This window comes from Thiomonas intermedia (assembly GCF_002028405.1).
GTDB classification, from domain to species: domain Bacteria; phylum Pseudomonadota; class Gammaproteobacteria; order Burkholderiales; family Burkholderiaceae_C; genus Thiomonas; species Thiomonas intermedia.
Genome location: NZ_CP020046.1, coordinates 2,768,639 through 2,788,068, shown reverse-complemented (window position 1 = coordinate 2,788,068; position 19,430 = coordinate 2,768,639). Strand labels below are relative to the sequence as shown.

At 64.2% G+C, this 19,430-nt stretch carries 16 protein-coding genes; 8 read left to right on the top strand and 8 right to left on the bottom strand.

Going from position 1 to position 19,430, the window contains the following annotated elements; translation table 11 throughout:
* Positions 1-59: 59 nt before the first annotated feature.
* Positions 60-3,968: an ATP-dependent RNA helicase HrpA gene (gene hrpA, locus BVH73_RS13035; protein WP_079419313.1), complete on the bottom strand. Its 3,909-nt coding sequence runs from the start codon at positions 3,966-3,968 to the stop codon at positions 60-62.
* A 50-nt stretch (positions 3,969-4,018) separates the two neighbouring features.
* Here hrpA and argA point away from each other — a divergent pair, with 50 nt between their 5' ends.
* The 4 genes from argA (at position 4,019) to BVH73_RS13015 (ending at position 8,782) form a co-directional block, all read left to right on the top strand.
* Entirely contained in the window at positions 4,019-5,344 is a 1,326-nt protein-coding gene (gene argA / locus BVH73_RS13030; protein WP_079419311.1) for an amino-acid N-acetyltransferase, read from the top strand.
* A 62-nt stretch (positions 5,345-5,406) separates the two neighbouring features.
* The gene (locus tag BVH73_RS13025) at positions 5,407-5,679 is read left to right on the top strand and encodes an oxidative damage protection protein (protein WP_079419309.1); all 273 of its coding nucleotides are present in this window, start codon (positions 5,407-5,409) and stop codon (positions 5,677-5,679) included.
* A 380-nt stretch (positions 5,680-6,059) separates the two neighbouring features.
* Complete coding sequence (locus BVH73_RS13020; protein WP_079419307.1) at positions 6,060-7,280, top strand: OmpP1/FadL family transporter; 1,221 nt, start codon at positions 6,060-6,062, stop codon at positions 7,278-7,280.
* Between the two features lie 92 nt (positions 7,281-7,372).
* The gene (locus BVH73_RS13015) at positions 7,373-8,782 is read left to right on the top strand and encodes an exonuclease domain-containing protein (protein WP_079419305.1); all 1,410 of its coding nucleotides are present in this window, start codon (positions 7,373-7,375) and stop codon (positions 8,780-8,782) included.
* A 10-nt stretch (positions 8,783-8,792) separates the two neighbouring features.
* On the opposite strand, the gene fdx is transcribed toward BVH73_RS13015, so the two are convergent.
* The 7 genes from fdx to iscR form a co-directional block, all read right to left on the bottom strand.
* Positions 8,793-9,131: an ISC system 2Fe-2S type ferredoxin gene (gene fdx, locus BVH73_RS13010; protein WP_079419303.1), complete on the bottom strand. Its 339-nt coding sequence runs from the start codon at positions 9,129-9,131 to the stop codon at positions 8,793-8,795.
* A gap of 21 nt (positions 9,132-9,152) precedes the next feature.
* Entirely contained in the window at positions 9,153-11,048 is a 1,896-nt protein-coding gene (hscA, locus tag BVH73_RS13005; RefSeq protein ID WP_079419301.1) for a Fe-S protein assembly chaperone HscA, read from the bottom strand.
* Between the two features lie 77 nt (positions 11,049-11,125).
* A complete protein-coding gene (gene hscB, locus BVH73_RS13000; protein WP_079419299.1) occupies positions 11,126-11,662 on the bottom strand; it encodes a Fe-S protein assembly co-chaperone HscB in 537 nt (178 codons plus the stop codon).
* Positions 11,663-11,743: 81 nt separating this feature from the next.
* Complete coding sequence (iscA, locus tag BVH73_RS12995) at positions 11,744-12,067, bottom strand: iron-sulfur cluster assembly protein IscA (protein WP_079420637.1); 324 nt, start codon at positions 12,065-12,067, stop codon at positions 11,744-11,746.
* Positions 12,068-12,099: 32 nt separating this feature from the next.
* Positions 12,100-12,525, bottom strand: a complete 426-nt coding sequence (iscU, locus tag BVH73_RS12990; RefSeq protein WP_079420635.1) for a Fe-S cluster assembly scaffold IscU — start codon at positions 12,523-12,525, stop codon at positions 12,100-12,102.
* Positions 12,526-12,646: 121 nt separating this feature from the next.
* Positions 12,647-13,867 carry an IscS subfamily cysteine desulfurase gene (locus BVH73_RS12985; protein ID WP_079419297.1) on the bottom strand — a complete coding sequence of 407 codons (1,221 nt, stop codon included), beginning with the start codon at positions 13,865-13,867 and terminating at the stop codon, positions 12,647-12,649.
* Between the two features lie 125 nt (positions 13,868-13,992).
* On the bottom strand, positions 13,993-14,529 hold the full coding sequence (gene iscR, locus BVH73_RS12980; protein WP_079419295.1) for a Fe-S cluster assembly transcriptional regulator IscR: 537 nt from the start codon (positions 14,527-14,529) through the stop codon (positions 13,993-13,995).
* A gap of 278 nt (positions 14,530-14,807) precedes the next feature.
* Between iscR and BVH73_RS12975 the strand changes: the two genes are divergently transcribed.
* The 4 genes from BVH73_RS12975 to BVH73_RS12960 all read left to right on the top strand — a co-directional run bounded on the left by BVH73_RS12975 (position 14,808) and on the right by BVH73_RS12960 (position 19,416).
* Positions 14,808-15,698: a LysR family transcriptional regulator gene (locus BVH73_RS12975; protein ID WP_079419293.1), complete on the top strand. Its 891-nt coding sequence runs from the start codon at positions 14,808-14,810 to the stop codon at positions 15,696-15,698.
* Between the two features lie 18 nt (positions 15,699-15,716).
* On the top strand, positions 15,717-16,781 hold the full coding sequence (gene selD / locus BVH73_RS12970) for a selenide, water dikinase SelD (protein ID WP_079419291.1): 1,065 nt from the start codon (positions 15,717-15,719) through the stop codon (positions 16,779-16,781).
* A gap of 241 nt (positions 16,782-17,022) precedes the next feature.
* Positions 17,023-17,616 (top strand): TRAP transporter small permease subunit, encoded by a 594-nt coding sequence (locus tag BVH73_RS12965; protein ID WP_079419289.1) that lies wholly within the window; start codon positions 17,023-17,025, stop codon positions 17,614-17,616.
* The gene (locus tag BVH73_RS12960; RefSeq protein ID WP_079419287.1) at positions 17,617-19,416 is read left to right on the top strand and encodes a TRAP transporter large permease; all 1,800 of its coding nucleotides are present in this window, start codon (positions 17,617-17,619) and stop codon (positions 19,414-19,416) included.
* Positions 19,417-19,430 lie beyond the last annotated feature (14 nt).

The window sequence follows — 19,430 nt, the reverse complement described above, 5'->3', positions numbered from 1 at the left end:
AAACGGGGATGTCGGCACACCTTGAGATGTATCAAGAAGTTTCTATCTATCGATCAGGGTCAACCCTGTTCCCACTGCGCCCACACTTTTTCAAGACGTTTGAGCGATACCGGCATGGGCGTTCGCAATTCCTGCGCGAACAAAGAGACCCGCAGCTCTTCGAGCAGCCATCGCAGGGTCTGCAGTCGCTCGGGCAGGAGCCCGCGGTACGGCGCCGCCTCGCGCTGCCAGCGGGTGAGCCACGGTGCGAGCTGACTGCTGAGCTGGGCGTCCCGCGCGGGGTCGGTGCGGCATTTGTCCAACCGCCGCCCGATGGCCTGCAGATAGCGGGGAAAGTGCGCGATCTGCGCAGCCGGCGTCTCGGCCAGGAAGCGCGGCGGCAACAAGGCCAGCAACTGAGCACGAATGTCGGCGAGAAACGCTGGCTGGTTTTTGTAGCCGGCCAGTTTTTTCTGCACCTGGGCGTGCTCGTCCAGAATCTGCCCGGCAAGGCGCGCCATTTCTGCCGCCAGAAGCTGGAAGCGGGGTTTGCCTTCGCTCAGACGTTGGGCAAACGTCGCCTTGTCGGCGGGCAGGGGTTCGGCCAGAAAGGCACGGTCGAGCGCCGCATCGACGATCTGCGACCGCAATAGCTCGGCCGTGCCCAGCGCCATGAACAGCATGGCCGCCTGTTGAAACCCGGGCAGATGCTTTTCCGCGTGCTTGATCTGCTCGCGCAGTTGCAGAGCGAACAGGCGGCGCAGGCCGCCGCGATGCAGGCGCGCGGCTTCCTCGGCGGTATCGAACACCTCCACGTCGACCGCGCCGCCCTTGTCCACCAGGGCGGGAAAGCCGATCAGGGTATGCGCGCCACGACGCAGCTCCAGCAGGTCGGGCAAGGCGTCGAAGGTCCAGTCGGTCAGGCCTTGCAGGGTATCGGTGGGCAAAGAGCCCGGGCCAGGGGCGGGACGGGCGGGGACTTCGCCAGGCGATACCGGAGCCTTCGGCTGCTCCTTGCTTTCATTCGGCGGCGGCAGGCGGGTTTTGAGCTTGGCCAGCTCTGCGAACGCGTTGCGCGAGGCCTGGCCATGGTCGGCACGCAGCTTGTCGATATCGCGTCCGGTGTCGATGCGCCGCCAGTGGGCATCGATCACCTGGACATTGAAGAAAAGATGGGGGCCAAGGGTTTCGAGCTTGAAATCGGTGCGCTGCAGCGCCAGCCCGGTGTGCTCGCGGACCTGATCGCGCAAGGCATCGAACAGATCGCCCTGGCCAAACCGATCGTCCGAGGTGAGCCGAGCGGCGAAAGTCTCGGCCGTCTGCGGCAGCGGCACGAGGCGGGAGCGCGGTCGCTGCGGCAGGCTCTTGAGCAAGGCGAGGATTTTCTCCTTGAGCAGCCCGGGCACCAGCCATTGCAGACGCTGCGCCGGTATCTGATTGAGCGCCGCCAGGGGCGCAATCACCGTGACGCCATCACGCGCGCCGCCCGGATCGAAGGTGTAGTCGAGTTGCAGCTCCAGCGCGCCGAGCTTGAGGCGATTGGGAAAGGCCTCGGTGGTAATGCCCGCCGCCTCGTGGCGCATCAATTCGTCGCGCTGCAGGAACAGCAACTTGGGGTTGGCACGGACCGCGTCGCGGTACCAGCGGTCGAAGCTGGCGCCACTGTGCACCTCGGCGGGCACTTGCTGGTCGTAAAAGGCGTGAATGAGGTCCTCGTCGACCAGCACGTCGAGCCGCCGGGCCTTGTGTTCGAGCCGCTCTATGTCGGCGATCAGCGCCCGGTTGTGCTGGAAGAACGGCCAGCGGCAGTCCCACTCGCCCGCCACCAGCGCCTCGCGGAGAAAGATGTCGCGCGACTGGGGGGCATCGAAACGGCCGAAATCCACCCGACGCTGGTTGTAGACGACCAGGCCGTACAGCGTGGCCCTCTCGAAAGCCGTGACCTGCGCCGGCTTTTTCTCCCAGTGCGGGTCGAGCAGGCTGGTCTTGAGCAGATGCGCGCCCACGCGCTCCAGCCACTGCGGCTCGATGCGCGCCACGCCTCGGGCGTACAGACGGCTGGTCTCGACCAGCTCGGCCGCCATGATCCAGCGCCCGGCCTTACGACCCAGCGGCGAAGACGGGTGGATGGCAAAGCGTAGGCCTCTGGCACCCAGATATTGGGGTTCATCATCCCCCTTGTAGCCCACGTTGCCCAGCAGGCCGCTCAGCAGGGCGCAGTGAATCTGCTCATAGGTGGCCTCGGCCGTGTTGAGCCGCCAGCCTTGCTCGGCCACCAAGGTGTGGAGCTGGCTGTGCACGTCATGCCATTCGCGCAGGCGCAGCGGCGACAAATACTGGCCGCGCAACTCGCTCCAGAGCTTGCGCTGGGATTTCTTGTGGGCAATGGCCGCGTGGTAATGCGCCCAGAGCTTGAGCCAGCCGAGAAATTCGGAACGCTCATCGCTGAACTTGCGGTGGGCCTCGTCGGCGGCCTGCTGCGCCTCGGCGGGGCGTTCGCGCGGATCCTGCACCGATAGCGCCGCGGCGATGATCAGCACCTCGCTCAGCGCCTCGCGGTTGCGGGCTTCGAGAATCATGCGGCCGATGCGCGGGTCCAGCGGCAGACGGGCGAGTTCGCGGCCCAGCGGGGTGAGCACATTGCGGTCGTCCACCGCGCCCAGTTCGGCGAGCAATTGGTAGCCGTCGGCGATGGCCTTGCCCGGCGGCGGCTCGATGAACGGAAATTGTTCGATCGCATCCAGCCCCAACGCCTTCATGCGCAAGATGACAGCCGCCAGCGAAGACCGCTGGATTTCCGGCGTGGTGAACCGCGGCCGCTCGGCAAACCCGGCTTCGTCGTAGAGACGGATGCACACGCCGTTGGACACGCGGCCGCAGCGGCCCGCGCGTTGCTGCGCCGCGGCCTGGCTGATGGCCTCGACCTGCAGCATTTCCACTTTGTTGCGGTAGCTGTAGCGCTTGACCCGCGCCAGCCCTGAATCGATCACATAGCGGATGCCCGGCACCGTGAGCGAGGTCTCGGCCACATTGGTGGCCAGGACAATGCGACGCGCACCGCCCGAGGCAAACACCCTGTCTTGCTCGGCCTGCGAAAGCCGGGCGTACAGCGGCAGGATTTCCACGCCCGCGCGCTGCGTGTCCAGGTGGTGCTTGCGCAGCGCCGCTTCGGCCTCGCGGATCTCACGCTCGCCCGGGAGGAAAACCAGCACGTCGCCCGAGCCCATGCGCCACAACTCGTCCACCGCGTCGCCGATGGCGGCCGACAAGTCGCGGTCGTCGCCCTTGTCCACCCCGAAAGGCCGCCAGCGCATCTCCACCGGGTAGAGCCGCCCCGAGACCTCAATGACGGGAACCTGCCGCCCCGAACCCTCGGCGAAATGCTGCGCAAACCGTTCGGCATCAAGGGTCGCCGAGGTCACGATGATCTTCAGATCGGGCCTGCGCGGCATCAACTGCTTGAGGTAGCCCAGCAGCACGTCGATGTTCAGGCTGCGCTCGTGCGCCTCGTCGATGATCAGGGTGTCGTAGGCGCGCAGCAGAGGATCGGTCTGCGTTTCTGCCAGCAAGATGCCGTCAGTCATCAACTTGATCGAGGCCCCAGGCTGCAGCCGGTCGTTGAAGCGCACCTTGTAGCCGGCGATGGCGCCCAGCTCGCTCTCCAGCTCCTGGGCCACGCGCTTGGCAATGCTGGTAGCCGCCAGCCGCCGCGGCTGGGTGTGGCCGATCAGCCCCTTGCCTCCAGCACCCAGCCCGCGCCCGATCGACAGCGCGATCTTGGGCAGCTGCGTGGTCTTGCCCGATCCGGTCTCGCCGCAGACGATGAGCACCTGATGCTCGCGCATGGCCTGCGCAATGGCCTCGCGCCGCTGGGAGACCGGCAATTCCAGCGGAAGCCGCACCTCGCCCACCGGCGTGGCAGGCCCGGGCGCGCGGGCGGCGGCGGGCCGACGAGGCCGAGGCGGGCGGGAGGCGGTCTGTTCAGGCATGGACGACAAGGAATGCGGAAGACAACCCGTCATTCTCGGATAATCGCGCCATGATCGCCCAGCAAGAACAGTTCGTCGATTGGTTGCGTTCCGTCGCACCCTATATCCATGCCCATCGCGGCAAGACCTTTGTGGTCGCCATCGCCGGCGAATTGATCGCGGCCGGACGACTCAACGCCCTGGTGCAGGATGTCGCCCTGCTGACCGCCATGGGCGTGCGCATCGTGCTCGTGCACGGCTTCCGCCCTCAGGTCGAGGCCCAACTGCGCGAGAAGGGCGTGGGCTCGCGCTACTCGCACGGCATGCGCGTGACCGACGAAGTGGCGCTCGACGCCGCGCAGGAAGCCGCGGGCCAGTTGCGCTTCGAGATCGAAGCGACGTTTTCTCAAGGCCTGCCCAACACACCGATGGCCGGCGCCACGGTGCGGGTGGTCTCCGGCAATTTCATCATCGCCCGCCCCGTGGGGGTGATCGACGGTCTCGACTTCCAGCACACCGGCCTGGTGCGCAAGGTCGATGCGCCGACCATTCAGCGCGCGCTGGAATATGGCGCCGTCGTGCTCATGTCGCCCTTCGGCTACTCGCCCACGGGCGAGGCCTTCAATCTCAGCATGGAAGACGTGGCCAGCAGCGTGGGCGCCGCCATCAAGGCGGAAAAGCTGCTGATGATCACCGAGGTGTCCGGGGTGATCGACGAAGCCCACAACCTCATCCCCGAACTCACCGTGGCGCAGGCCGAAAGTCTGCTGTCGCGCCTGCCCGACCCCCAGCAGCCCACAGACACCGCCTTCTACCTGCGCCATGCCGTCAGAGCGGTGCGCGGCGGAGTGACGCGTGCACACATCGTGCCTTTCTCGCTCGACGGCTCGCTGCTGCTCGAACTCTTCACCCACGACGGCGTGGGCACCATGATTGCCGACGAGCATCTCGAACACCTGCGCCAGGCCTCGGCCGACGACGTGGGCGGCATCCTGCAACTCATCGAACCGCTGGAAACCCAGGGCGTGCTGGTCAAGCGCAGCCGCACCGAGATCGAACGCGACATCAGCAATTACACCGTGCTGGAGCACGACGGCATCATCTTCGGCTGCGCCGCGCTCTACCCCTACGCCGAACAGAAAACCGGCGAAATGGCCGCGCTCACCGTCCACCCCTCGGCCCAGGGCCAGGGCGACGGCGAGCGCATTCTCAAACACATCGAACAACGCGCGCGCGCGCAAGGGCTGCAGAGCATTTTCGTGCTCACGACCCGCACCATGCACTGGTTCATCAAGCGCGGCTTCGTACTCGTCGAACGCGAATGGCTCCCGCCGGAGCGCCGCCTGCGCTACGACGATCAGCGCCGCTCGCGGGTGCTGGTCAAGCATCTCCTCTGACGACAAGAACGCCTTCCCATTCCCCGGCCGCGGCCGGACTCACGACTCCCCAAGGAATTTTCATGGCACGCATGGTTCACTGCATCAAACTCGGTCACGACGCCGAAGGTCTCGACTTCGCCCCCTACCCTGGCGAACTCGGTACGCGCATCTACAACAACGTCTCCAAGGAAGCCTGGGCGGCCTGGCTCAAGCACCAGACCATGCTGGTCAATGAAAACCGCCTCAACCTGGCCGACGCGCGCGCCCGGCAATATCTGGCGCGGCAGATGGAGAAATATTTCTTCGGGGAAGGCGCGGAAGTGCCGCAAGGCTACGTGCCGCCCACCGCGTGACCCTGCAGGTGGCCCCGCCGCGTGGCGATAGACATCGCAACGCCTCCAGACCCCCAAGGAGGCCACCCTCAGGCCAAGCCAGCTGATGCCTCGCGCAAATTCCGCAAGGCCTTCCGCCTATCCCGACGCGCCCCAAAAATACTCCGGCCTGTATATTGATTTTTCATACTCCCCGGGGCCATTTTGGCGAAATTTCTACCACCTACAACAAAAAACAGCGAAGCGCAATCAACAGTAAACACAATGTGGTGTATGCGCGTGTCCCTCTACCATCGGTGCAGCCCTTAATACTCAATTGAGTATTTCGAGTCTGGGCCGCTCTTGCGGCGCAATCAACCACCGATGGAGGCCGGGTCGCTCGCCCGGTAGGAGACAAAAGAATGCAACTCAAGAAACTGGCACTCTCGCTGGCCCTGGCCGGCATCGCCCTTCCCGCTGCTCACGCCACCGACGGCTACTTCCAGCCCGGCTTCAGCGTGAAGGCTAACGGCATGGGCGGCGTGGGCATCGCCCTGCCGCAAGACGCACTGGCCGCCGCCACCAACCCGGCCGGCATGGCCCTGATCGGCAACCGCGTCGACGGCGGCATCAGCTTGTTCCGCCCGGATCGTGAAGCCAAGATCAATGGCACGACCTACAGCGGCAACGATCAGCAGAACTTCATCATCCCGGAAGTCGGCGCCAACTACATGATCAACCCGACCATGTCGGCGGGTATCAGCCTGTATGGCAACGGCGGGATGAACTCGGGCTACAGCAATATTGCAGGCTCGATGACAGGTCTTGGCAATGGTGCAGGTGTTGATCTGCAGCAGATGTTCATTTCCCCCAGCTTCGCTTGGCGCGTAACGCCCACGCAAACCATCGGTGTAGCTGTCAACTTGGTGCAACAGACGTTCCGCGCGAATGGCCTGGGAGCGTTTGCTGGCTATTCGTCTTCGCCCGCAAACCTGAGCGAGAATGGACACGACTCTTCTACTGGCGTCGGGGTACGCATCGGCTGGATTGGCGAATTGGCCCCTGGGTTTTCGCTGGGCGCGACCTATCAGCCCAAGACCCACATGAGCAAGTTCAGCAAATACAGCGGCTTGTTTGCTGATAACGGCAGTTTCGATATTCCGGCCAACTACGGCATTGGTTTCGCCTGGAAGCCCATGGGTCAGCTGACCGTAGCGGGTGATATCGAGCGCATTCTGTACAGCGACGTGAGCGCCATTGGCAACACCTCAACAACCTTCGGTATGAATCCTCTCGGCGCATCCAACGGCCCGGGCTTCGGATGGAAGGACATTACCGTTGTGAAGCTCGGTGTCGCCTATGCGATGAACGAAGCGCTCACGCTGCGCGCTGGCTGGAACCATACCGACAACCCCGTCTCCCCTGAAAACGTGTTTTTCAACACCATCGCTCCTGGCGTCGTGAAGGATCACCTGACACTTGGTGCAACCTATGCGTTGAGCAAGACGATGGAGATTTCCGCGGACTACGTCCACGCTTTCAAGAACACCGTCACAGGCACAATGACCCAGTCAGGAGGCTATGGTGAGGAGTTGAGCATGTCTCAGAACACCTTGGGTGTCTCGGTGGGCTGGAAGTATTAATTCCTCCCAAGCCAGAAAACCGCAGCTTCGGCTGCGGTTTTTTTATGCCCTCAGCATCCGCACAGTTGGCGCGTTCGCCGACAATTCGAGCCATGCTGCCCTGTTATGTCCTGCTAGACCTCGAAACCACCGGCGCCAATCCCATCCACGACCGCATCACCGAGGTCGCGGCCATGCGAATCGAGCATGGGCAGGTTGTGGCGAAGTGGAGCAGCCTGATCGATCCGGGACAGCGCATTCCGCCGTTCATCCAGCAGCTCACCGGCATCAACGACGCCATGGTGGCTGGCGCCCCGACATTCGGCGCGGTGCTGCCCGAGTTGCTCGCCTTGCTGGATGGCGCGGTGCTCGTGGCGCACAACGTGCGGTTCGACCATGGCTTCCTGAAGCAGGCCGCTGCACGCGAAGGGGTGGATCTCCGGGTGAAGACCCTCTGCACCGTGCGACTGTCGCGCAAGCTCTACCCGCAGGCGCGGGGGCATGGGCTGGATGCCATCATGCGCCGCCACGGACTGCACACCACGGCACGGCATCGGGCCATGGGCGACGTCGAGGTGCTGCATCAGTGGCTGGACATCGCTCAAACAGAACTCGGCTCTGCCGCGGTAGAGACCGCAGCGCAGGCGTTGTTGCGCGGCAGCTCCAGCCTGCCGCCGCACCTGGAAACGCCGATGGACGAGATTCCCGACACGCCTGGGGTCTATCTGTTCTATGGCGAGAGCGACATGCCGCTTTACATCGGCAAGAGCGTGCGGCTGCGCGGCCGGGTGCTCTCGCACTTTCAATCGGACCACCGCGATGCGCGCGAACTTCGTCTGGCCCAGGAGGTACGGAGGGTGGAATGGCAGGAGACGGCCGGGGAGTTCGGTGCCCTGCTTCTGGAAATGCGGCTCATCAAGCAACGGCAGCCGCTGCTGAATCGCCAATTGCGCCGCGAGCGCCTGCTCTGCTCATGGCAACTGAACGACGACGCCGAGGCACGGCCACTGCTGCATCTGGTCCGCGACGAAGCTCTCGATCCTCGCCTGTTCTCCCGGCTCTACGGCTGCTATCGCAGCAAGCGGCAGGCAGTGGAAGAACTGCGCAAACTCGCCGAACGTCATGCCCTGTGTCCTCAGGCCCTCGGGCTGGAGTCGGGCAAGGGGCGCTGCTTTGCGCACCAGCTTGGCCAATGCAAAGGGGTGTGCTGCGGGCTTGAACCGCCGCAGCGGCATTACGCTCGTCTGCAACTGGCGCTGGCCACGGATCGGCTGCGCGCCTGGCCGTATGCCGGGCCCATCGGGCTGCGCGAACACAGCGCGACACTCGATCGCACCGATGTGCATGTGTTTGACCAGTGGCGGTATCTGGGCACGGCGCGCAGCCAGCCCGATCTGGCCACGCTGATGGAGGGCCTGCGCGAGGAGGAACCAGGGGGATTCGACCTGGACCTCTATCGTCTGCTACTGGGGCGTCTGATGAGCGCCAAGGGCCCGCCGCCCGATCTGATCCGCCTGGGGTGAACCGCGACGCTCAGCCGTGTTCCTTGGCGTGATTGATGGAGTATTTCGGAATCTCGACGGTCACGTCTTCGTCGGCAAGGATGGCCTGACAGGACAGACGCGACGTGGGCTCGAGCCCCCAGGCGCGGTCGAGCAGGTCCTCCTCGCTTTCGTCGAGCTCGCCCAGGCTGTCGAAACCCTTGCGCACGATGACATGACAGGTGGTGCAGGCGCATTGAAGATCGCAGGCGTGTTCGATCGGCACGCCATTCTCCAGCAGGGCTTCGCAGATCGACGTTCCGCGCCCGGCACTGACCTGTTTGCCTTGCGGACAATATTCGGGATGCGGTAGAACCGTGATGATGGGCATGGTGCGAATGAGGTGAGATCGTCAGGGCGTTGTATTCGAAGGCGTGTCGGTGAGTTGCGCGATGCGGTCGACGGACTGCCCCGCCAGCGCGCGCTGAATGCTGCGATTCATACGGCGTTCCGCAAACGCATCGGTCTGCCGGCTCAGCGCTTCGGTGGTCTGGCGGATCGGCTCGATGTCGCCGCCCTGCTCGGCTCGCGCCAGGGCCGCCATGCCGGCGTGAATCTGCGCAGCCTCCTCGTCCGACAGCAGGTCGCGGTCGAACTGCATGGCGGTTCGCGTCGCGGCCAACAAGGCCTGTGCATCCACCCGCGCTTCCTGCAGCATCCGCGCGTCGCGGTCGCCCTGGGCGTGGGCCACGCTGTCTTGCAGCATCTGTGCGATCTGCGCGTCATCCAGACCATAGGCGGGCCTGACCTGCACCTGGGCCTGCACGCCGGTCGTGAGTTCCTGCGCGCTGACTTCGAGCAGGCCGTCGGCATCGACGGCAAAGGTCACGCGGATGCGCGCAGCGCCTGCCACCATGGGCGGAATGCCGCGCAGCTCGAAACGCGCCAGCGAGCGGCAGTCGCTCACCAATTCGCGCTCGCCCTGCACCACATGAATGGCCATGGCGGTCTGCCCGTCGCGAAAGGTGGTGAAGTCTTGCGAGCGTGCCTGGGGAATGGTGCTGTTGCGCGGCAGGATGTGCTCGACCAGTCCGCCCATGGTCTCGATGCCGAGCGACAGGGCGATGACGTCGAGCAGCAGCACATCGTCGGCCCCGGCATTGCCCGCCAACGCATGGGCCTGAATGGCGGCACCGAGTGCCACCACCTGATCGGGGTCGAGGTCGGTCAGGGGCGCTTTGCCCATGACGCGTTCGACCGCACCGCGAATCATGGGCATGCGCGTGGCACCTCCCACGAGTACCACGCCCTGCACATCAGCCACGCTCACCTGCGCATCGTTCAGGGCGCGGCGCAGCAGGGCAAGGGTGCGTTGCACGAGATCGGCGCTGGCCTGCTCGAAATCCGCGCGTTGCAGGGTGCCGGTGTGATGCGATCCATCGGGCAGCGCAACGGTGTACGGAACGACTTCGGCCTCGCTCAAGGCTTCTTTAGCCTGACGGGCGGCCATGCGCCACTGCCGCTGCTGGCTTGCAGACAACTCGGGCTCTGCGGCCTGTTGCCGCATCAGCGTTTCGAGGCGAAGGTCGAAATCGTCCCCCCCGAGCGCCGTGTCGCCGCTGGTGGCGACGACCTCGAAAACGCCCTTGGTCAGCCGCAGCACGGAAAGATCGAAAGTGCCGCCGCCGAGGTCATAAATGACATACAGGCCTTCGATGCCATGATCGAGCCCGTAGGCCAGCGCCGCTGCGGTGGGCTCGTTGATCAGGCGCAGCACATGCAGACCCGCGAGCTGCGCGGCGTCTTTGGTCGCCTGACGCTGCGCATCGTCGAAATAGGCCGGCACGGTGATCACCGCGCCGATCAGCTCCCCACCCAGCGTGTCTTCGGCGCGCCAGCGCAGGACGCGCAGGATGTCGGCCGATACCTGGACTGGCGTGATCTCGCCCGCCGCTGTCTCGAAGCGCACGACCCGCGCGTCGTCGGCGATACGGTAATGCGCCAGCGCGGAAGCCGGCAGGTCGCGCGGGCTCCGTCCCATGAAGCGCTTCACCGAAACCAGGGTGTTGGCCGGATCGAGCGCCTGCTCTTCGCGCGCGCGAAGGCCCACTTCGGCACGGCCATCAGCGTGATAGTGCACCACGGAGGGCAGCAGCACCTGCCCGCAATCATCGGGCAGACATTCTGGCGTCGCGCTGCGCACGGCGGCGACGAGGGAATGCGTCGTCCCCAGATCGATGCCCACGGCACGGCGGTGCTGGTGCGGGTCGGGGGATTGTCCGGGTTCGGAGATTTGCAACAAGGCCATGGGCAAGGGAAAAAGGTGGCTGGGCTCGGGCGTTGTTGACGCGTGCCGGAACCCGCAAACGAAAAATCAGTACGGCATCAAACGGTTTGTGGCGCCAGGCGCTCGGCGGTCCGCCGCAGTTCCTCTGCAAAACGGTCGAGAAAGAGCAGTGCGCGCACCTGCTCGGCCGCCCGATTCGGGGCGTTCTCCTCATCGAGCGCCTGACGCACGACCCCGAGACGCTCAGCCCGCTGGGCCAGCACTTCGGCCTGCAAGGCCTGAAGCCCGGCGACATCGGCTGCGTCGCGCAGGTCGTCCAGCGCTTCGCGCCAGGCCATTTGCTGCATCAGAAAATCAGCGGGCATGGCGGTGTTGCTCTCCGCCTGAATTGGCACCCCTCGCCGCTCGCACAGATAGGTGGCCCGCTGTACCGGGTTCTTGAGGGTGAGGTAGGCCGCATTGGCTTGCGCCGCCCATTGCATGGCCAGGCGCTTGTCACGATCGGTGCCGGCGGCGAATCGGTCGGGATGCACCTGCGACTGCACCGCCAACCGCGCCCGCTCCAATTGCACTGGGTCGAGCCCATAGGTCTCGGGCAGGCCAAACAGCGCAAAGTACGACTGGGTGAAATCCATCAGATCAAGCGCGACGCATCAACGAAAAGCGCGTCGACGGCATACCAACGCGGCGGCAGCAAGGCGCACCCATCTGCCTGATCAGATCCTGAACGACTCGCCACAGCCGCAGCGGTCGCGTTCGTTCGGATTGTTGAACTGGAAACCCTCGTTCAAGCCTTGCCGGACGAAGTCGAGCTCGGTACCGTCCACATAGGCAAGACTCTTGGGATCGACCAGGATCTTGACACCATGACTTTCAAAGGCCAGATCCTGGTCGGTGGCCTGATCCACGAACTCCAGCTTGTAGGCCATGCCGGAGCAGCCCGTGGTCTTGACCCCCAGGCGCACGCCTAGCCCCGCACCGCGTTTGGCGAGATGGCGCTGCACTTGTTGGGCAGCGCGTTCCGTCAAGGTGACTGACATCATCGATCCTTCGTCTGTCTTTTCCGCGGCGATCAAGCCGGCTGGGCCTGTTCGGCCCGCGGCTGTTGCACAGCGGCCTGACCGTGACGCTGCTGGTAATCGCTGACCGCCGCCTTGATGGCGTCTTCGGCCAGGATCGAGCAATGGATCTTGACCGGCGGGAGCGCCAACTCCTCGGCGATCTGGCTGTTGCGGATTTCGAGCGCCTGATCCAGCGTCTTGCCCTTGACCCATTCGGTCACCAGGGAAGACGAGGCAATGGCCGAGCCGCAGCCATAGGTCTTGAACCGCGCATCTTCAATCACGCCGTGATCGTTGACACGGATCTGCAGCTTCATCACGTCGCCACAGGCCGGGGCACCCACCATGCCGGTGCCAACCTGCGGATCGTCCTTGGCGAAGGAGCCCACGTTGCGCGGGTTTTCATAGTGATCTACCACTTTGTCGCTGTAAGCCATGATCCTGTCCTCCTCGTTACGTTCGCCCAGGCGGCGAACGACGCCTTCCATAATTCCGACCTCTATTGTCGACTATTTGCACAACCCTGATGCGGATAGGCGCTTGAGCGCCATTCGCGGCTCAGTGCGCAGCCCACTGGATGGTGCTGATGTCGATGCCTTCCTTGTACATGTCCCAAAGCGGCGAAAGGTCGCGCAGCTTGGCCACGCTCTCGCGCAGCTGGCGCACGGCGGAATCGATTTCCTCTTCGGTCGTGTAGCGGCCGATCGTCATGCGCAGCGAGGAATGGGCCAGCTCGTCGCTGCGTCCCAGGGCGCGCAGCACATACGATGGCTCCAGACTGGCCGAGGTGCAGGCCGAGCCGCTGGACACCGCAATGCCCTTGATCGCCATGATCAGCGATTCGCCTTCGACGTAGTTGAAGCTGATGTTGAGGTTGTGCGGCACGCGGCGCTCGAGGTCGCCGTTCACATAGACCTCCTCGATGTCCTTGAGGCCGTCGAGCAGTCGCTGCTGCAGCATGCGGGCCCGCTCGATGCTCGCCCCGAGTTCGGCCTTGGCAATGCGGAAGGCCTCTCCCATACCCACGATCTGATGCGTGGGAAGAGTGCCCGAACGCAGCCCCCGCTCATGGCCGCCACCGTGCATCTGCGGTATCAGCCGCACGCGCGGCTTGCGCCGCACATAGAGCGCACCGATTCCCTTGGGGCCGTAGGTCTTGTGCGAAGCCAGACTCATCAGGTCGACTGGCCAGGCCTGCAGATCGATCACCATCTTGCCGGTGGCCTGCGCCGCATCGACATGGAAGATGATGCCGCGCTCGCGGCAGATGCGGCCCATCTCGGGAATGTCCTGAATCACGCCGATCTCATTGTTGACCAGCATGACCGACACCAGAATCGTGTCGGGCCGCAGCGCCGCCTTGAAAACCTCCAGATCGAGCAGGCCGTTGGCCTGCACATCGAGATAGGTGGCATCGAAGCCGCGCCGCTCCATTTCGCGCACCGTGTCGAGCACCGCCTTGTGCTCGGTCTTGACGGTGACGATGTGCTTGCCCTTGCCCTGGTAGAACTCCGCCGCCCCCTTGATGGCGAGGTTGTTCGACTCGGTGGCGCCGGACGTCCAGATGATTTCCTTGGGATCGGCGTTGATCAGATCAGCCACCTGAGCTCTGGCCTTTTCCACCGCCGCCTCGGCTTCCCAGCCCCAGGCATGGCTGCGCGACGCCGGATTGCCGAAATGCTCGCGCAGCCAGGGAATCATGGCGTCGACCACGCGCGGATCCACGGGCGTGGTCGCAGCGTAGTCCATATAAATGGGCAGATGGGGCGTGGTGGACATGATTGAAATGCTCAGGGTGTTGTGGAAAACTTCCCGGCGCAGCGCACCGGGCTTGCAAAGCGCGCGCAGAGGTCTGGCAACAAGGGGCTGGGCACACCAAGCCCGCCAGGACCGCCGCCGTGCGCTCAGCCCAGGGTCTGGGCGAGGTTGAAGACCGAATTGGGCGCCTTGACCTTGATCGGCTTGGCCGTCACCGGCAGCGGCGACACCGGCTTGCGCGCCACGGCAACCTCTTCCACCGTGACACCCTTGGCCAGGTTCTGCTCCACCAGGCCCTTCAGATTGACCGAGTCGAGAAACTCCACCATCTTGGCGTTGAGTTGCGCCCAGAGATCGTGCGTCATGCAGGGGCCGCTGTCTTCTCCATGACAGTTTTCCTTGCCGCCGCACTGAGTTGCGTCGAGCGGCTCGTCCACGGCAATGATGATGTCGGCGATGCTGATCTCCTCCGACTTGCGCGACAGCGTGTAGCCGCCGCCAGGACCGCGAACGGAGTCGACCAGTTCGTGGCGGCGCAGCTTGCCGAACAACTGTTCGAGGTAGGAAAGGGAAATATGCTGGCGCTGGCTGATGCCGGCCAGAGTCACGGGACCCAGATGCTGACGCATGGCCACGTCGATCATGGCGGTTACGGCAAAACGTCCTTTGGTTGTCAGTCGCATGGCGGCTCTCCTCAACATGAATGGCGGCCAGTTGCAAGGTCGGAGGCGATTACCTAGGCAGGCTTGCAGCAGACATTACACAGCGCCGGAATAGAAAATACCCGACGAATTTCAGGGGGCAATTGTATGAATCCCGATCTTTTTCGTCAACTACTCAGACTTTTCGAGCGCCGCAAAGTTCCGAAGCCACGGGGCTTTTTTCTATGACGCGAGTGTGGGCTTTCAAGACATGTGGTTTATGCTTGGCTTCGAATCAATCTAGCGAATAGATCAAATTTATGCGACTCACCCTGCGGCAAATGGAAGTGCTGGTGGAAATTGCGCACAGCCGCAGCGCCACAGCGGCCGGAGACTCGCTCGCCATGTCGCAGTCGGCAGTCAGCGCAGCGCTGGCCGAGCTCGAAACGCAGCTGGGTGAGCGCGTGTTCGACCGGGTGGGCAAGCGCCTGGTCCTCAACGATTCCGGTCGACTGCTGCTTCCGCGGGCCATGGCCATCCTCGACCAGACGCGGGGCATCGAAGCGCTGTTCAGCGCGGGCGCCGCGGCCTTGCGCATTGGTGCCAGCAGTACCGTGGGCAACGCCATCCTGCCCGGAATCATGGCAGCGTTCTGCCACGAATTCCCGGCCGCGCAGTTTTGCCTGCGGGTGGGCAACACGCAGGCCATCGCGGAAGCCGTGGCCCAGTTCGAAGTCGATCTCGGCCTGGTCGAAGGTGCATGCCATCGCGACGATCTCGCCATTCAACCCTGGCTTCAGGATGCGCTGGTCGTGGTCTGCGCACCCGGCAGCCCCATGGCCGGACGCGAGGTCACTTTTGACGAGCTTCGAGCAGCCCGCTGGCTCTTGCGCGAAGCCGGCTCAGGCACACGCGAGACCGTAGAGGCGCTCCTGCTCGAACATCTGCATGGTTTCGAGCAGGTCATGGTGCTCGGCAGTTCCGAATCGATTCGCGGGGCAGCCATGGCTGGGCTGGGCCTCGCATGCACTCCGAGACGGCTGGTGCGCGACGCTCTTGAGCGCGGACATCTCGTGACCGTGCGAAGCGCCCTGCCCTCGATGCACCGCACGCTCTACATCGTTCACCACCAGAAAAAGACCTTCTCTCAACCCCTTCAGCGTTTCCTGCAGTTCTGCCAGACCTGGCAGGACGATTCGCTTCCATCCTGAACACGGCCCGCGCTCCTCATGACCTCCGTTCCCACCGCCCCGGTTGTTCCCCGCCTCACGTCGCTGTCGCACGGCGGCGGCTGCGGCTGCAAGATCGCCCCCAACGTCCTGTCCGAAATTCTCAAGAAGCACGCGCCTATGCTGCCGCGCCCCGAGGCGCTGCTGGTGGGCACGGAATCCTCCGACGACGCGGCGGTCTATCTGCTGAATCCCGAGCAGGCGCTCATCGCCACCACCGATTTCTTCATGCCCATCGTGGACGACCCCTTCGACTTCGGACGGATTGCCGCGACCAACGCCCTCTCGGATGTCTACGCGATGGGGGGCACGCCCATCATGGCGCTGGCGCTCGTGGGCATGCCCATTGGCGTCTTGCCCCTCGATATCGTCTCGGCGATCCTGCGCGGAGGCGAATCGGTGTGCGCGCAAGCCGGCATTCCCATCGCGGGCGGCCACAGCATCGACTCGGTCGAACCCATCTACGGTCTGGTTGCCATGGGCCTGGCCCATCCTGGCCATATCCGCCGTAACGACAGCGCGCGAGCCGGTGACGCCATCGTGCTGGGCAAGCCGCTCGGCGTGGGCATCCAGTCGGCCGCACTCAAAAAAGAGGCGCTCGACGCCGAAGGCTACGCCCGCATGATGGCCAGCACCACACAGCTCAACACCCCCGGCAAGCATCTTGCGGGGCTTGCCGGGGTGCACGCCATGACCGACGTCACCGGATTCGGTCTCCTGGGCCATCTGCTGGAAGTGTGCCGCGGCTCGCAGTTGAGAGCGCGTCTGAACTTCTCCGACGTGCCCATCATTCAGGGCGTCGTCGAACTGGCCGCGGCGGGCATGATCACCGGAGCATCGGGCCGCAACTGGGCAAGCTATGGCGCCGAAGTCGCGCTCGCGCCGGGTCTGCCCGCCCTGGCCCAGACCTTGTTGACCGACCCGCAGACCTCCGGGGGCCTTCTCGTTGCATGCGCCCCCGAACGCGTCGACGAGGTGCTGGGCACCTTCAGGGATGAAGGCTTTGCGCAGGCCGCCGTCATCGGCACGCTGGAGCCGGGCGTGGCGGGCATCGACGTTCGCTGACGCGACGCATCGCGCGCCCCTCGCGCCACCTGGCTCGACGATTACCTTCACCACGCGCAGGACTGCTTCACTCCACCGGCCCCGGGCAAACCCGGAGCCGGGATTTTCCGTGAGCGTCTGTTACATCTTTATACTTCGGCCGCGGACTGTTGCAGGTCTGTCGTGCAAGCCCGCCGGAGCACGACTGGCCAGCGCCTAGACAGCCGACACTGAATCGTTCACAAAACAATCGGGAGATGTCTTGAACGCCTTACTTGCCCTATCCCGCGGGATCGACTGGCTCAACGAGCGCGTGGGCCGCCTGGCCCTCTGGCTCATTCTCGGCTCTGCCATCATCAGCGCCCTCAACGCCGTGGTCCGCAAAGCCTTCGACTACAGCTCGAACGCCTTTCTGGAAATCCAGTGGTATCTATTCGCGGCCGTTTTTCTCCTGGCGGCCGGTTATACGTTTCTGCACAACGAGCATGTGCGCATCGACGTGCTGTCCAGCAAACTCTCGCCGCGTGGACGCAACTGGATCGACATCATCGGCATCGTGTTTTTCCTGTTTCCGTTCGTGGTTGAGACGGTGCGGCTGTCGCTGCCCACGGTAATCAACGCCGTCGTCTCGGGCGAGATGTCGAGCAATGCCGGCGGTCTGATCCGCTGGCCGGTCTACATCCTGGTGCCGATCGGGTTCTCCTTGCTCGGGCTGCAGGGCGTGTCGGAGCTGATCAAGCGGGTGGCCTTTCTGCGTGGGCTCATCGACGATCCCATGGTGAGAAAGAACGAGAAGACCGCCGAAGAAGAGCTTGCCGAGTTCGTCCTGGCGCAGAAGCAGAAGGAGGCCCAGTAAATGATCGCCTTCCTCATTGCCAATATCGCGCCCATCATGTTCGTGGCGCTGGTGCTGTTCCTGCTGGTGGGTTTCCCGGTCGCCTTCAGCCTGGCGGCCTGCGGTCTGCTGTTCGGCTTCATTGGCGTGGAACTGGGGCTGATGCCGCAGGCGCTGCTCGAAGCCATTCCGCTGCGCATCATCGGCATCATGCAGAACGACACGCTGCTGGCCATCCCCTTCTTCACCTTCATGGGGCTGCTGCTTGAACGCAGCGGCATGGCCGAAGACTTGCTGGAGACCATTGGCCAATTGTTCGGCCCGATCCGCGGCGGCCTGGCCATTGCGGTGATTCTGGTGGGCGCGCTGCTGGCGGCGACCACTGGCGTGGTGGCGGCTTCGGTCATCTCGATGGGCCTGATCTCGCTGCCCATCATGCTGCGCTACGGCTACGACCGCCGTCTGGCGTCGGGCGTGATCGCGGCGTCGGGCACACTGGCGCAGATCATTCCGCCCTCGCTGGTGCTCATCGTCATGGCCGACCAGCTCGGCCGAAGCGTGGGCGACATGTACAAGGGTGCGTTCATCCCGGGCTTCGTGCTCACCGGGCTGTATCTGTCCTACGTCATCGGCGTTTCGCTGCTCAAGCCGCAATGGGCACCAGCACTCCCGCCCGAGGCCCGCACCATCCGTGAGCCCAATGGCGACAGCGGCCTGCGTTCGCTGACCGTGCTGTTCGGCGTGGTGCTGATCTCGAGCATCGTGCTGGCCAAGAACTACGACGCGCTGCTGAGCTGGCGTGCGGGCCACGAGGTCACGGCAGCCCTGGATGAGACCATCGTCGTGGCCATGACCTTCGGCGTGATTTTTTCGCTGGTGCTCTCGCTGCTCAACCGCGCCTTCAGGCTCAATCTGTTGTCGCAGATGGCCGAGCGGGTGACCTTTGCGCTGGTGCCGCCGCTGACGCTGATCTTCCTCGTGCTGGGCACCATTTTTCTCGGCGTCGCCACGCCGACCGAAGGTGGCGCGATGGGAGCCGTCGGCGCCTTGATCATGGCGTTTGGCCGCAAGCGGCTCAATGCAAGCCTGCTCAAGCAAGCCCTCAACACCACAGCCAAGCTTTCCACCTTCGTGCTGTTCATTCTCATCGGCTCCACAGTGTTCAACCTGGTGTTCCAGGGGCTCGATGGCCGCGTCTGGGTGGAGCATTTGCTCACCAGTCTGCCTGGCGGGGTGCTGGGCTTCCTCATCGTGGTGAACATCCTGGTGTTCGTGCTGGCGTTCTTTCTCGATTTCTTCGAGCTGGCGTTCATCATCATTCCGCTGCTTGGGCCCGTGGCGGAAAAGCTGGGCATCGACCTGATCTGGTTCGGCGTGCTGCTCGCCGTCAACATGCAGACTTCGTTCATGCACCCGCCCTTCGGCTTTGCGCTGTTCTACCTGCGCAGCGTCGCCGCCAAGGATGATTACACCGACAAGGAGACCGGCAAACGCATCGCCCGCGTCACCACAGGGCAGATCTACTGGGGTGCGGTGCCCTTCGTGATCATCCAGATCATCATGGTGGCCCTGGTCATTGCCTTCCCGGGTCTGGTCACCAGTGGCCTGGGCCATCACAAGACGGTGGATATCGACAAGGTGCAGATCGTCGGCCCGTCCGATGACAGCAGCTATGAATCCATCGCCCCGCCGAGCTTCGGTGGCTCGGAGGCTACCCCGGCCGACGGCGCCAGCGCCCCTGCCGCGGCCGAGGAAGATCCGGCCGCCGCGGTGATGCGCTCGCTGCAGGCCGATCAGCCGGCCAGTGCGGCGTCGAAATAGCGCCATGACCCCGC

Bases quoted from the DNA above. Each gene is read 5' to 3' on its own strand.
- hrpA (WP_079419313.1), bottom strand. From the start codon at position 3,968: ATGCCTGAACAGACCGCCTCCCGCCCGCCTCGGCCTCGTCGGCCCGCC.
- argA (WP_079419311.1), top strand. From the start codon at position 4,019: ATGATCGCCCAGCAAGAACAGTTCGTCGATTGGTTGCGTTCCGTCGCA.
- BVH73_RS13025 (WP_079419309.1), top strand. From the start codon at position 5,407: ATGGCACGCATGGTTCACTGCATCAAACTCGGTCACGACGCCGAAGGT.
- BVH73_RS13020 (WP_079419307.1), top strand. From the start codon at position 6,060: ATGCAACTCAAGAAACTGGCACTCTCGCTGGCCCTGGCCGGCATCGCC.
- BVH73_RS13015 (WP_079419305.1), top strand. From the start codon at position 7,373: ATGCTGCCCTGTTATGTCCTGCTAGACCTCGAAACCACCGGCGCCAAT.
- fdx (WP_079419303.1), bottom strand. From the start codon at position 9,131: ATGCCCATCATCACGGTTCTACCGCATCCCGAATATTGTCCGCAAGGC.
- hscA (WP_079419301.1), bottom strand. From the start codon at position 11,048: ATGGCCTTGTTGCAAATCTCCGAACCCGGACAATCCCCCGACCCGCAC.
- hscB (WP_079419299.1), bottom strand. From the start codon at position 11,662: ATGGATTTCACCCAGTCGTACTTTGCGCTGTTTGGCCTGCCCGAGACC.
- iscA (WP_079420637.1), bottom strand. From the start codon at position 12,067: ATGTCAGTCACCTTGACGGAACGCGCTGCCCAACAAGTGCAGCGCCAT.
- iscU (WP_079420635.1), bottom strand. From the start codon at position 12,525: ATGGCTTACAGCGACAAAGTGGTAGATCACTATGAAAACCCGCGCAAC.
- BVH73_RS12985 (WP_079419297.1), bottom strand. From the start codon at position 13,867: ATGTCCACCACGCCCCATCTGCCCATTTATATGGACTACGCTGCGACC.
- iscR (WP_079419295.1), bottom strand. From the start codon at position 14,529: ATGCGACTGACAACCAAAGGACGTTTTGCCGTAACCGCCATGATCGAC.
- BVH73_RS12975 (WP_079419293.1), top strand. From the start codon at position 14,808: ATGCGACTCACCCTGCGGCAAATGGAAGTGCTGGTGGAAATTGCGCAC.
- selD (WP_079419291.1), top strand. From the start codon at position 15,717: ATGACCTCCGTTCCCACCGCCCCGGTTGTTCCCCGCCTCACGTCGCTG.
- BVH73_RS12960 (WP_079419287.1), top strand. From the start codon at position 17,617: ATGATCGCCTTCCTCATTGCCAATATCGCGCCCATCATGTTCGTGGCG.